11 protein-coding genes and 1 pseudogene are annotated in these 12,658 nt (G+C 74.5%); 4 read left to right on the forward strand and 8 right to left on the reverse strand.

Annotation, left to right across the window (positions count from 1 at the left end; all coding sequences use genetic code 11):
- Positions 1 to 3 precede the first annotated feature (3 nt).
- The 4 genes from IE98_RS0137955 to IE98_RS0137975 form a co-directional block, all read right to left on the reverse strand.
- Entirely contained in the window at positions 4 to 1,305 is a 1,302-nt protein-coding gene (locus IE98_RS0137955; protein ID WP_030276804.1) for a homoserine dehydrogenase, read from the reverse strand.
- 140 nt (positions 1,306 to 1,445) lie between these two features.
- A complete protein-coding gene (locus tag IE98_RS0137960; RefSeq protein WP_052391498.1) occupies positions 1,446 to 1,937 on the reverse strand; it encodes a flavin reductase family protein in 492 nt (163 codons plus the stop codon).
- Positions 1,938 to 2,524: 587 nt separating this feature from the next.
- On the reverse strand, positions 2,525 to 2,863 hold the full coding sequence (locus tag IE98_RS0137970) for an iron chaperone (protein WP_030276807.1): 339 nt from the start codon (positions 2,861 to 2,863) through the stop codon (positions 2,525 to 2,527).
- A gap of 157 nt (positions 2,864 to 3,020) precedes the next feature.
- Entirely contained in the window at positions 3,021 to 3,860 is an 840-nt protein-coding gene (locus IE98_RS0137975; RefSeq protein WP_030276808.1) for a siderophore-interacting protein, read from the reverse strand.
- Between the two features lie 498 nt (positions 3,861 to 4,358).
- Here IE98_RS0137975 and IE98_RS47295 point away from each other — a divergent pair.
- Positions 4,359 to 4,736 (forward strand): annotated as a pseudogene (locus IE98_RS47295) (LodA/GoxA family CTQ-dependent oxidase); the annotation flags it as partial.
- Between the two features lie 501 nt (positions 4,737 to 5,237).
- On the opposite strand, the gene IE98_RS0137995 reads toward IE98_RS47295, so the two are convergent.
- Positions 5,238 to 6,458: a PP2C family protein-serine/threonine phosphatase gene (locus tag IE98_RS0137995; protein ID WP_030276810.1), complete on the reverse strand. Its 1,221-nt coding sequence runs from the start codon at positions 6,456 to 6,458 to the stop codon at positions 5,238 to 5,240.
- A gap of 325 nt (positions 6,459 to 6,783) precedes the next feature.
- A complete protein-coding gene (locus tag IE98_RS0138000) occupies positions 6,784 to 7,131 on the reverse strand; it encodes a hypothetical protein (protein WP_030276811.1) in 348 nt (115 codons plus the stop codon).
- Between the two features lie 227 nt (positions 7,132 to 7,358).
- Between IE98_RS0138000 and IE98_RS0138005 the strand changes: the two genes are divergently transcribed.
- A complete protein-coding gene (locus IE98_RS0138005) occupies positions 7,359 to 7,859 on the forward strand; it encodes an FBP domain-containing protein (RefSeq protein ID WP_030276813.1) in 501 nt (166 codons plus the stop codon).
- Between the two features lie 59 nt (positions 7,860 to 7,918).
- On the opposite strand, the gene IE98_RS0138010 is transcribed toward IE98_RS0138005, so the two are convergent.
- Both IE98_RS0138010 and IE98_RS0138015 read right to left on the reverse strand, forming a co-directional pair.
- Positions 7,919 to 8,485 carry a GNAT family N-acetyltransferase gene (locus tag IE98_RS0138010; RefSeq protein WP_030276815.1) on the reverse strand — a complete coding sequence of 189 codons (567 nt, stop codon included), beginning with the start codon at positions 8,483 to 8,485 and terminating at the stop codon, positions 7,919 to 7,921.
- 137 nt (positions 8,486 to 8,622) lie between these two features.
- Positions 8,623 to 9,459, reverse strand: coding sequence for an AraC family transcriptional regulator (locus tag IE98_RS0138015; protein ID WP_078661633.1), 837 nt, complete (start codon positions 9,457 to 9,459; stop codon positions 8,623 to 8,625).
- A 103-nt stretch (positions 9,460 to 9,562) separates the two neighbouring features.
- Between IE98_RS0138015 and IE98_RS0138020 the strand changes: the two genes are divergently transcribed.
- Both IE98_RS0138020 and IE98_RS0138025 read left to right on the forward strand, forming a co-directional pair.
- A complete protein-coding gene (locus tag IE98_RS0138020; protein ID WP_052391499.1) occupies positions 9,563 to 10,297 on the forward strand; it encodes an alpha/beta fold hydrolase in 735 nt (244 codons plus the stop codon).
- A 171-nt stretch (positions 10,298 to 10,468) separates the two neighbouring features.
- Positions 10,469 to 12,433: a hypothetical protein gene (locus tag IE98_RS0138025; protein WP_030276820.1), complete on the forward strand. Its 1,965-nt coding sequence runs from the start codon at positions 10,469 to 10,471 to the stop codon at positions 12,431 to 12,433.
- Positions 12,434 to 12,658: the final 225 nt, after the last annotated feature.

Genomic DNA, 12,658 nt, shown 5'->3' on the forward strand with positions numbered 1-12,658 from the left:
CGGCTACGCGAAGATCCGCAGGACCCGGCCGACGCCCCGGACGTGGCCCAGGCCGCGCAGCTCGTCGAGCGCGGTGTTCAGGGCGCGCTCGGTGGCCGGGAAGGTGACGAAGACGACCCGGGCCTGCGACTCGGAGCCGTGCTGGTCGACCTTGCGGATGGAGACGCCGTGGCGTCCGAACACGCCGGTGACCTGGGACAGGACGCCGGGCGCCTCGTCGACCTCGGTGCGGACGTAGAAGGAGTACTCGAGGTCCTCGGTGGGCCGGATCGCCGCGGGCGTACCGACCGGCACCCGGCGGTGGGTGCCGCGGCGCAGGTGGTCCGCGGCGGCGGCGACGTCGCCCAGGATCGAGGAGGCCGACGGGCGGGGGCCCGCGCCGCGCCCGTAGAACATGAGCTCGCCGGCGGCCGAAGTGGTGACGAACACGGCGTTGAAGCTGTCCCGGACGGTGGCCAGCGGGTGGTCCCGCTCGACCAGGGCGGGGAACACCTGGGCGCCGATCTGCGCGTCGGCCTCGGTGCCGCTGTCGCCGGGGAAGCGGTCGGCGACCGCGAGCAGCTTGATCACGTAGCCGAACTGGGCGGCGAGCTCGAAGTCCTCGGGGTCGAGGCCGACGATGCCCTCGCGGGCGACGTCGTCGGCGGCGACCGACCGGTTGAACGCCAGCGAGGAGAGGATGGCGAGCTTGGAGGCCGCGTCGGCGCCGGTGATGTCGGCGGTGGAGTCCGGCTCGGCGTAGCCGAGTTCCTGGGCCTTCGCCAGGGCCTCGTCGAAGCCGAGGCCGTCGGCCGTCATCCGGGTGAGGATGTAGTTGGTGGTGCCGTTGACGATGCCGGCGACCCGGGTGACGTCCTCGCCGACGAGCGACTCCCGGATCGGACGCAGGATCGGCACGGCCGCGACCGCGGCGGCCTCGAAGAAGAAGTCGACGCCCGCGCGGTCGGCCGCGGCGTACAGCTCGGGGCCGGCGCTCGCGACGAGCTCCTTGTTGGCGGTGACGACCGACTTGCCCGCGCCCAGCGCCGCGAGGATCAGTTCGCGGGCGGGTGCGGTGCCGCCGATCAGCTCGACCACGACGTCGATGTCATCGGCCTTGACGACGTCGTACGCGTCCCCCGTGAACAGGGTCGGGTCGAGTTTCGCGGATCGCGGCCGGCTCGGGTCGCGGACGGCTATCCGGACGAGTTCCAGGGAAATTCCCGTCACGTCCTCGACGGCGCCGCAACGCTCGACGAGCAATTCTGCGAATGCCTCCCCGACAGTTCCACACCCGAGCAGACCGACTCTGACCATATTTCCCATGGCGGCCAGCGTACACGCCGTCAGCTGACCGCCTAACGGGAAGAGTTCGACTTCTCACAGTGCGAGACGAAAGGATTGCCGCAGGGATGCCGCGTTCGCCGCGGAAATTCCGGCGAACGCGGCAAATCCGTGGCGGGCGGTCAGCCGGCGCGCGTCGGCGCCGGTGCGCGCGTCGGGGGGACGCCGTCCGGCAGGTGGGTGCCGAAACTGCGGCGGCGGTAGACCAGTGGCGGCCGGCCGCCGGTCACCTCCGCCGCCCGGGCCCGGCCGAGGACGATGACGTGGTCGCCGCCGTCGGCCAGGTCCGCCACCGTCGAGGCGACCCAGGCCGGCGACCGGTCGATCCGCGGCGGGCCCCGGTCGATGTCCCAGGCCGTGCCGCGGCACTTCTCGGCGCCGCCCTTGGCGGCGAACGACAGGGCCACGTCGGCCTGTTCGGCGCCGAGGATGTCGAGGCCGAAGGCGCCGCACTCGCGGATCGCATCGAGCGTCCGCGACCTGCTGTCGAGCGCGACCACCACCATCGGCGGGTCGATCGACAGCGAGGTGAAGGCGCTGACCGTCGCACCGGAGGGCAGGCCGGCGCCGGCCATCGCCGTCACGACCGACACGGGCGTGGCCACGCAGGCCATGACCTCCTTGAACTCCTGCTGCAGGACGTGGTCGGCGGTGTGCGCCGGCGCATTTCCCGTACCCGTGACGGACCCCCTATTGATTCGTAGTCGATCGTTCAAGGGCCCCGCATGTCGGAGCCCGTCGTTCCGCGTTTCCGGAATTCACGCCGCCGGGGCGTGGCCGCCGAGCGGTCCGGGAATTCCCTCCGTCGTCCGCCGGTGCCCGGCCGGCACGAACGCGTCGTCCGCCGGATCCATTTCCAGGCCGAAGCCCGGACCGGGGAGCTCCGCACAGAACCACGACCTGATGAGCTCCGGGTACGCGGGGAGGCGAAGACCTCCGCCAGCGCGGTGTCGACCGCGCGGAGGAATTCCGGCTCGTCCTTGCGCAGCAGGAAGCCGTAGTCCTCGCCGCCGAGGCGCACGTCCAACAGGTGGACGCCGTCGCCGGCCGCCCCGCCGCGCAGCAGCGAGAGCAGGATGACCTCGTCACCGACCCGCGGCCGCCGGCCCACCCGGTGGCGCCGGTGCCCGGCCGTCCGGACCGACCCGATCGCCGGGCCGGACGGCCCGCCGGAGGAGGGGCCGCTCCGGCGGCGGGCCGCTCAGGCTTCCAGCGCGGCGCGGACGAGATCGCGCAGCTCGTCGTCGGTGACCTCCGCCGCGTCCTGGGAGCGCAGCCGGATGGTCCCCCGCCCACTGACGAGCGAGGGATGCCGGGAGCTGAAGCCGCCGTCGCGGTCCCTCCCCCAGCCGTAGATCGAGATGCCGTGCTGCCAGGCGCCGACGTGGAGCCGGCGCTTTCCGACCCGGTAGGTCGGCATCCCGTACGAGAGCGTCGGGATCGCCTCCGGGCACACCTCCATGATCAGGCCGCTCACGCGGTCGAACAGCGGGCGGTGCTCCGGGGCGATCGCGTCGACGTACTCCTGCGCAGCGTCCATGCCGCCCATTGTGGTCGCGCCCCCTCCCGCGCGCCGCCCTCCGCGTCGGCGGGTCGGTTCGCGGCCGCGGTCCGCCGACGCGGGCCGCCCGGAAGGGCCCTTGCTGCGGAGGGGTCTCCGTTGCCGAGGGGCGTCGGCCGTATCGGGGGAGTGGGGCTCAGGGGGCGGGGGTCTCCTGTTCCGCCTCGACCTGGGCGTTCCACTCGCGCTTGGAGGCCTGCCAGCCGTCCTCGTTGTGGCCGAGGCGCCAGTAGCCGGAGATGGAGAGGTCCTCGCGGGGGATGCTCCGCTCCACGCGCAGGAGTGCGCGGAGGTCCTTGACGAAGCCGGCCTCGCCGTGGACGAAGGCGTGCACCCGGCCCTCGGGGAACTCCAGTGCACGGACGGTCTCGACGAGCAGCTCGCCGACGGGGCGGTCGCCGCGGTGCAGCCAGACGACCTCGGCGGGGGAGTCGAGCTTCTGCTCCTCCTCGGGGCCGGCGACCTCGACGAAGGCGCGCACCTCGGCGTCGGCGGGCAGGGCCTCCAGGGCCGCGGCGACGGCGGGCAGTGCGCTCTCGTCGCCGGCCAGCAGGTGCCAGTCGGCGGCGGTGTCGGGTGCGTAGCCGCCGCCGGGGCCCATGAACCGGACGACATCGCCGGGCCGGGCGCGCACCGCCCACGGTCCGGCGAGGCCCTCGTCGCCGTGGACGACGAAGTCGAGGGTCAGTTCGCGCAGTTCGGGGTTCCAGGCGCGGACGGTGTACGTCCGGGTCACCGGCCACTGCTCGCGGGGGAACTCCTCGCGGATCCGCTCCAGGTCGAACGGTTCGGGGTAGGTCACGCCCTCGGCGCCGAACAGTATCTTCACGTAGTGGTCGGTGTAGGTGCCGGCCGTGATCTCGGCCAGGCCGTCGCCCCCCAGCACGACGCGCTGCATGTGGGGGGTGAGCCGCTCGGTGCGGACGACGTGTGCGGTGTGCGGCTTCCGGGGCCTGCGGGCCGGACGCTCTGCCATGGTCGTACTCCTCATGTCTTTTCCTTAGGCTCGCTAACGTAACACTCGCCGCGTCGCGCAGCGGGGCCCCCGGGCGAGCGGTGTGGTCACCCCGGTCGAGGCCCGCCGCCCCGTCCGGGAGGCGAGGCGGTGTCGGCGGCCTGGCGCGGCGTCAGCTGCGCCGGCGGCGAGCCGATCGACCTGCCGCGGCGGCCCCGTTCGCGCCGCCGTCCGGGCGAGTTCGCCGGGGTCGGGTCTGTGGTGGTCGGCGTGTCGGTCGATTACTTCGAATGCGACCTCGTTCGAGAGGGGCACACCATGCCCGTGGCAGAGCGCCGGGCGTCCTGGGCGGCCGCGAACGAGCCGCCCGAAGTCCCCGCCCGGCAGCGGCCCGTGACGTCCGGCATCCCCCGCACCTGAACTCCGTGGCCCCCCGGGTCGCGCACCCCGCCGGCGGAGGCCCGTGGCGGCCGGGGCCGTCCGACCCCCGTACGCCGGGGGGCCCTCCCCGCCGCGGCCGTGCCGTGCCGGTGCCCACGGCGGCGTCCGGGCGCGCGGCTTCCGACCGTCCGTCAGGAATCCGACCACGCCGTCCTGCAGGCCGGCCGCGAGGGGCTGGTCATCGACCCCGGCCGCAAGACCCTCGTCCCCGGCAGCGGGAAGCGGGTGGAGTTCGACGGCGGCACCTTCCTCGGCGTCGACGTACCCCTGGGCCGCATGCAGACCGACGAGGACGGACGGCTGGTCGTCCTCGTCGGCAGCGGCACGTCCGGTGCGCCCGGCGGCGAGGAACCGCACTCCTACGGCAACAGCGACGGCCGGTACGACGACACCTCCGGCGGGCCGGTCACCGCCACCCTCAAGCCGAACGGCAGGGCCGTCGAGGTCAAGGGCGCCGGGGCGGTGGTCGGCCCGCCGAACCACGCCCCCGACGTGAAGACCCCGCGCACCCTGTGGGACCTGCTGGACGACGCCTTCCGGCCGCGGCGCCCGGCCGGAGCGGACGAGGCGGTGTCGCATCGAGGGCACGCGCACCCCGCTCCCGGTCGAACTGGAACGCGTCACCGACGACGCCCAGGGCAACCGGGCCTTCACTCCGCTGCTCCCCTCCGTCGAGGCGACCTCCCGCAAGGAGGGCGTCGTCCACTACCGGCCGCTCGACCCGGACGCCGGCTACCGCGACGTCGTGACCGCGCTGTCCTTCGGCGAGGGCGACGAGGTGCACCTCGCCCACCACCTGGCCGGCGCCCCGGACCGGGACGAGGCCATCACCACCGCCGACCCCCAGGGCTTCCGGCCCGGCGACCTCGGCGCCCGCGGGAGCAGCACCGCTCCCGCGGGCGCCGCGCCGCCTTCGCTCCTCGCACCACCGTCGCCGCCGGACGGCCCCGCGCCCGGTCAGAGGCGGACGATGACGAGGGCGGTGTCGTCGGTGACGCCGTCGGCGGGCAGCAGGTCGTCCAGGACCGCGTCGGCGAGCGTGTCGGGGTCGGTGGTGCCGCCGTGCCGGCGGAGGGAGTCGGCGAGGGCGGTCAGACCGGCGTCGATGTCGCGGCCGCGGCGTTCGATCAGGCCGTCGGTGTACAGCGCCAGGACGTCGCCCTCCGCGAACGAGGCGGTGGCCTGGGGACGGGGGGTCGGCTCGGGGTGGGCGTCCAGCGGCGGGTCCGTCGCCCCGTCCAGCAGCTCCCAGGTGCCGTCGGCGTGGAGCAGGACGGGTGGCGGGTGACCGGCGCTGGAGTAGGTGATCGTGCGCTCGTCCCAGTCGAGGAAGCAGGTCACGGCGGTGGTGGACTCGGCGCCGTCGAGGAAGTGGGCGTAGCGGCCGAGGGCGTCCAGGGCCCGGGCGGGGCCGTCGGCGACAAGGGAGGCGGCGGACAGGGCGCTGCGGAGCTGGCCCATGACGACGGCGGCGGCCAGGCCGTGGCCGACGACGTCGCCGACGGTGACCGCGATCCTGTCGCCGCCGAGCAGGGGGATCAGGTCGTACCAGTCGCCGCACACGTTCAGTGCGGCGGTCGCCGGCCGGTAGCGGACCGCGGTGCGGTGGGCGCGGATCGGCCGGGCCGGCGGGAGCATGGCGCTCTGCAGGGCGAGTGCGACCTCGCGTTCGCGGGCGTTCGCCTGGCGCAGCCGCTGGTTGACCTCTTCGAGTTCGCGCAGCCGCCCGTAGAGCTCGGCCTCGACGCGCAGTTCGGCGCCGGGCCCGCCGGCGGCACGGATCAGCGCCGTGACCTCCTCCACCCGGTGGATCACCAGCACGACCTGCCCGTCCGGGGCGAACACCGGGGCGTTGACCGGGCTCCAGTACCGCTCCTCCCACCGGCCGGGGGCGGCTTCGACGTCGTAGCGCTGAACCGCCATCACATCGCCCTCCCCGCCGGCCAGCACCCGCCGCAGCGACGCCTCCAGACTCAGCATCCGGGAGGCGTCGACGTCGTGCGGCTGCCGGGGGAAGGCGTCGAACAGGTACCGGCCCACCACCTGCTCGCGGCTGCGCCCGGACTGGCGCAGGAACGCGCTGTTGGCGGCCGCGAACACCAACTGCGGGGTGAGGAGCGCGACCGCACCGGGCAGCGCCTCGAACACCGCCGCGAAATCGACGCCGGCCTCCGCCATGTGCTGCTGCCTCCGCTCGGTTGGTGCCGTCCGGCCAGGATAGGAGGCCGGGGATCCGCGACCGGGCAGCTCCGCGCCGCGGACGCGGAGCGCAACCCGGGCAGCGGACAGCCCGCCCCCGCATCCGGCCCCGCATCCGCACGCCGTCCGCCGGCGCCGCGGCGCGCACCCGGGCCGGTACGGTGCCACCGGAGGGCCGGACACGACACGCTGACGTCCTGTCAGTGCCGTGCCCCATGCGGCCGGTCCTGGAGACCTGCCGGAGCGAGGAACCGGGCGGCCCGTTCACGCACCTGTGACGGCCCTCGCCGTCGTGCTCCCCGCCCTACCCCCGGATGCCGAGGCGGACGAAGGCCAACCCCGCCCCGTGGAGGACCGCTCCCAGGAGCAGGGCCGGCCACGGGCTCCGTCGGCGGCGCCGTGCCAGGAGGCCGCCGAGCCCCACGGCGGCCGAGGCCAGGGCCAGCGAGATCCAGGGCGCCGCGAGGACCTCCAGGTACCCGCCGCCCCGGCAGACCAGCGCGTCGCGGTTGTGGGAAGAGCCGCAGCCGTCGGGGACGAAGCACATCAGGAAGAGCAGACCCGCGTTGAGCGCCAGGCACCCCACCAGGAGAAACCCGGACACCATCTCGAAGGCGGCCTCGGAGGGCGTGCGCGGTTCGCGGCGGAACACGGGCGGGGGAGGACCGAATGCAGGGGGGACGGCCACGTCATCACCTGGGACCGGCGGGGGCAGGTGCGCCGGGCCCGGCCGGATACGGGCGCCTGCACGGCAACCACGGTGCAGCAGGCCGGGCCGCGGCACATGAGTACGCCTACTCACCGCGTGTCCGTGGTGGACCCCGGGGCCCGCGCGATATTCGGGCGACGGGCGGATGCCGGGTCGTTGGCGTGCGGCCCGTGCGTGCGCTGAGCGACTCCGAGGTCCGCGGATCCTTCGTCAACTGCTCGAAGGGGGAGGCCCGCCGGTTGCCGCTGCCGCGCGGTACGGCCCAGCTGCCCTGGTCGGAGCCGGACTTCCCCGGCCGGCGGGACGGCGGTGCACCGGACCGGGCCTACCTGGTCGCCGCCCGTGCGGACGGCCCGGTCGGCATCACCCCGCGCGTGCCGACGGGCCCGCACCGCAGCCTGACGCGCACCAACGTGTGCTCGCTGTGCATCACCTCGCACGCCGTCTCCGGGGTGGCGCTGCTGGCCGCCCGCCGGGCCGGCGAGGCGGGCCGGGAGGGCAACACGGTCGGCACCTACGTCTGCGCCGACCTGGCCTGCTCGCTGTACGTGCGCGGGTTGAAGAGGTCCGCGCTGGTGACGCGTCCGGACGAGTCACTGCCGCTGGAGGAGCAGATCGCCCGGCTGGCGGAGCGCCTGGACGACTTCCTGGCGAAGGTGCTCGCGAGCTGACGCCGACCACCGGCCCCGTCGGCCCGTCGGTCGGCCCGTGTCCGGGCTTCGGCCACGGATCAGGCGTGGGTCCGCACGTGCAGGTGGGCGTCGAGCGGGTACTCCGGGGGTGCGGCCGGGATCGTCGAAGCGAGCGCGTAGCGGGCCTTGTCGGCGACGCGGCAGGACGCGGCGTTGTCGACCTGGTGGAGGAGTTCGAGGCGGCGGAGACCGGTGTCGGCGAAGGCCTCGAAGGCCCAGCCGGTCACCGTCTCCAGCGCGCGCCGGGCGATCCCGCGTCCGCGGGCGTGCGCCGCGGTCCAGTAGCCGACCTCCGCCGAGGCCGCCCCGGGCAGCGCGCCCTTGACGACCACGTGGCCCACCAGCAGGTCGTCCGCCGTCCCGCCGCGGGACTCCAGGACGGCGAACGCGCGGCGCTCGCCCGTCTCCCATCCCCGACCCTGCTCCCGGACCCATCGCTCGGCGTCGGCCAGGTCGTCGATGCTCGCGCTGGTCCAGTGACGCATCGCCGGGTCCTGGTACACCTCGACGACGTGGACCGCGTCCGCCTGTTCCCAGGGACGGAGGACGAGGAGGGGCTCGGTCGGGGTGGCGGCGGCCGTCAGGCGTGTCGTGATCTTGTCCATCGGCCGAGCCTAGGCCGTTTCCCGTGCGGGCGGACCCACTTCCGGGGCAGGACCTCCCCGGGCGCGCAGTCGCGGGCACCGCCGTCGGCCCGCCGCGACAGCCGGCCCGCGTCATGGGCCCGGGTCATGGGCCCGCGTCACCGCCCCGCCCGGTAGCGGCCGGGGGTCGTACCGACGAGGTCGGTGAACGCCGCGATGAAACCGCTGGTGTTGGCCCAGCCGCAGGCGTGGGCGGTGTGCGTGGCGTCGTGGCCCTCGGCCAGCAGCACCAGCGCGTGGTGCACCCGCAGCAGCGTGCGCCACTCGTAGAACGTCATGCCGAGCTCGTCGTGGAACAGCCGACTCAGCGTGCGCGAACTGGCCCCGACCTGCCGGCCGAGTCCGGCCAGTGCGGTGGTGTCGGCGGGCGTCCGGGTCAGGATCCGCTCGACCGCCCGCAGCCGGTCGTCGCGCGGGTGCGGCAGGTGCAACGGCCGTTCGTCGGCCTCCCTCAGCTCCTCGACCAGCACCCGCAGCAGCCGGCCGCGTGCGGCGGGGCCGTAACCGGGTGCCGACCAACCCCTGCCACCCCCGCCGGTTTCGTGGCCTTCGCCGTCACGGCCGTCGCCGCGCGGGCCGGTCAGGGCGAGCAGGACCTCCCGCGCCAGGCCGGAGACGCGGAACACCGCCGGACGACCCGGCACCGACTGGGCCAGGGACGGCGGCAGGAAGACGATCCGCATGTCCGTCTCCCCGTGGGCACGGTGACTGTGCGTGAAACCGGCGGGCGTCCAGGCGACCCGGTTGGCCGGGACGATCGACGTCCCGCTCTCGCTGTGCAGCACCAGGACACCGCCGGCCGCGTACACCAGGTGCCCGCGTGCGTGCGTCTGCGGTCCGCTGCTGCCGCCCGAGGGCCACAGGTGACGCCCGCCGGAGGGCCACGTCAGCGAGGTGGCGCCGGCGTCCAGGTGGGCTTGGCGGTGAACGGGCATCGGTTGGCATCCTATCGACAGCACGCCACGGGACGCCCGGGCGAGACTTCCGGTGACGAGCGGTGGCGCCCGGTGCCACGGCCGGACAAGAAGGCGGAAACCCATGGCGACGTTCGTTCTCGTACCCGGTGGTTGGCACGGCTCCTGGGCGTTCGAGGCGGTCGCCCCGCTGCTGGAGCGGGCCGGCCACACCGTCCACCCCCTGACCCTGACCGGCCTTCGTCCCCACGACGACCCCGCCACGATCGCCACCGCCAACCTCGACACCCACGCCGACGACGTGCTGCGCCTGCTGGAGCGCGCCCGACCCGACGACGTGACGCTGGTCGGCCACAGCTACGGCGGGATGGTGATCACCGCCGCCGCCGACCGCGCCGGCGGCCGGGTCTCCCGGCTGGTGTACCTGGACGCCTGCGTGCCGCGCGACGGAGAGTCGTGCTGGTCCCTCATGAACGAGGGCTACCGGCAGTCGTTCGTCGCCGGCGCCGCCACCACCGGCTACGCCGTCGAACCCCCCTGGCGGCCGGACGGCGACCCGCGCCGCCGCCCCCACCCGCTCGCCGCCCTCCTGCAGGCGGTCCGTCTCACGGGCGCCCACGCCGACGTCCCCCGCCGCGAGTTCGTCCACTGCTCGGGATGGGAGGACCGCACGCCGTTCACCGACCAGCGCGCCCGACTGCTCGCCGACCCGGGCTGGACCGTCCACGACCTGCCGACCGCCCACAACGCGATGCGCGAGGCCCCGCGGGCGGTCGCCGCGCTCCTCCTCGCCGGAGCCGACGGACCCGCCGAAGACACGGCCCACACCCCGGGCCCGGCGGTCCGGTCGGCGTCGTGACGTTGCCCGCCGTGCCGGACGGATCCGGCACCCGAGCCGCGGTTCTCCGGGCCGATCCGGGCCTGCGGATCGAGCGGGCGAAATACGGGCGACAGGAGGGCGGGCTTCCTGCACGATGGCGGGCGGTTGTGACCTGAACGATGTACCGGTGAACGGATGGCGATGACGGGGATGTCACTGGAAGCGCTCGACGCCGTGGTGTGGGACGGGCTCGAGACGGGCCACCCGGTGGATTCGGTCGAGGCGGTGGCACGGGCACTCCGGAAGCTCGCCCGGGCGGGCGCGCAGGCGACGGAGGAGGACTGCTACCCGCTCTACTCCCTGGTCACGAAGGAGGGACATGAGACACCGTCCGCAGCCGCCGTCGCCCTGCCGTTCGTCGTCGCGCTCGCCGCCGACCCCGCCATGGGCGCGCGAGTCCCCCTCGTCGAGCTGCTGACGTACATCCAGGCGCCGGACCTGGCCGACGAGGACTGGACGGGGGCACGGGCCCTGCTCGCGGACCCGGAGCCGGCCGTGCGGCGGGCAGCGGTCCCCCTCGCGGGCGGCGTTGCCCGGCTGCTGGAACGGTGGCGGGAGGAGACGGACCCGGCGGTCCGGCTGTCCGTTCTCCTCGCGCTCGGTGAGGCCGCAGCCGACCCACGGACCGGCCCTGAGGCCGCCACGGACGCCCGGGCGGTGCTGACGGACGTGCTCGGTGGGGACGATCCGGTGATGTGGGTCGCCGCCGTCCACGCCTCGGCCGGTCCCGAACCCGCGTCTGCTCTGCCCCGTCTGGAGCGGTTGGTCGAGGTGTTCTCCGATCGCGCGGTGCGGCCGCGGTTCGAGGACGTGTGGTTCGTGCCGTCCGTCGAGGGACCCTGCACACGCGAGGACGTGCTCTGGTGGATCGCCCGGCTGTTCGAGCACGCCCCGCAGGTGCAGCTGTCCTTCCTCACCCGGCTGATCGAGGCGGCCGGGCCGACCGGAGACGCCCTGCTGTGCAGGGAGGCGATGGACATCGCGTGGCGGCTCCTCGTCGAACGGCCTTCTGCAGGCGGTGCGTTGCTGCCCCTGGCGGGCGCACTGCTCGGTGATCCGGACGGGGCCGTCCGGTACCGGGCGGCGAGCATGCTCGCGGTGCTCGGCCAGGTCTCGGCCCCGTACGCCGACCGTCTCGCCGAACTGCTCGACGACGGCGGAACCGACGAAGACCTGGACGGTACGGTCGGCGAGGTCGCCCGGTGGGCACTGACCAGGATCGGCGACCCGCGTGCCTTGCCGGGCCTGGTCGCACAGCTCCGGGCGCAGGAGGAGCAGGACCGCTGCTACGCCACGGCGGGGCCGAGGCGGCCGGAGATCAAGGACGTGCTGATCCCGCTGCGGGCCCACGTGGACGTCCTGCTGCCCGCGATCCGGGAGGCGATCCGGGAGGACGGGGCCCGGGGGGCCGCGACCCGCAGGTTCGTCGAGGTGCTGCAGGCATGGGGCGAGGACGCCCTGCCGGCCTTGCCGGACCTCCTGCCGCTGCTGGCCGACACCTGGACCTCGATCGACGCCGTGCAGGTGTTGCGGGGGCTGGGTCCGGCCGCCGCCTCTGCCGAGCCGGCGCTGCGCAGCTGCCAGGTGCTGGACCACCCGGGGAACCACTGGCTGGTGGCCCGGACCCTTGCGTGCATCGCGGGGGACCGCGCGGCGGCGTTCCGGCTCGTCGGCGATGCGGTCCGGGCGGCCGAGGATCCGGAGTCGGGCCCGTTCGGTGCGCTGGCCGACTTCGGACGCGATGCCGCACCGTTCGCCGAGCGGGTCCGGTCCATCATGGAGAACGGCACGCACGGGACGCGACTCACGGCGGCGGTCACGCTCTGGTCGATCACGGGCCGGGTGGGGCCGACCGTCCGGGTCCTGGAGGAGTTCGTGCTGCCGATTGCCGAAGGTGGTGACCACTTCGGTTCCTTCCGCGACGCTCTACGGGCCCTGCTCCGGATCGGTGGGATCAGCCCGGCGATCCGCGGCGCACTGCTCGCGGTGCAACCGTCGGACCACCGGCTGTCCCAGCTGGAGGGCTACGAGCGGATCTTCCAGGACGAGCAGATCCGTGCGCTGATCGAGCAGGCCCTCGCCTGCCCCGACCTGAGGCCCGACGGGACGTCCTGAGGCGTCGGCCCGGTGCAGGCACCATGGGAAGTACCGCTGTGCGGGGCCGTCAGAAGGGTGGATCCTCCGTGCATCCGCCGTCGCCGGCAGCCCTCTTGCGCTCCTCCCAGTACGCCCTGATGCGCTGCTCCTCCTCCCGCTGGGCCGCCAGGTCGGGGACGGCGGCGATCGCCTCGGCGCAGCGGCCCTGCCGGATGAGCAACTGGGCCAGCTCGACCGCTGCCG

It is taken from the genome of Streptomyces sp. NRRL B-24484, from assembly GCF_000717715.1.
Classification (GTDB): Bacteria; Actinomycetota; Actinomycetes; order Streptomycetales; family Streptomycetaceae; genus Kitasatospora.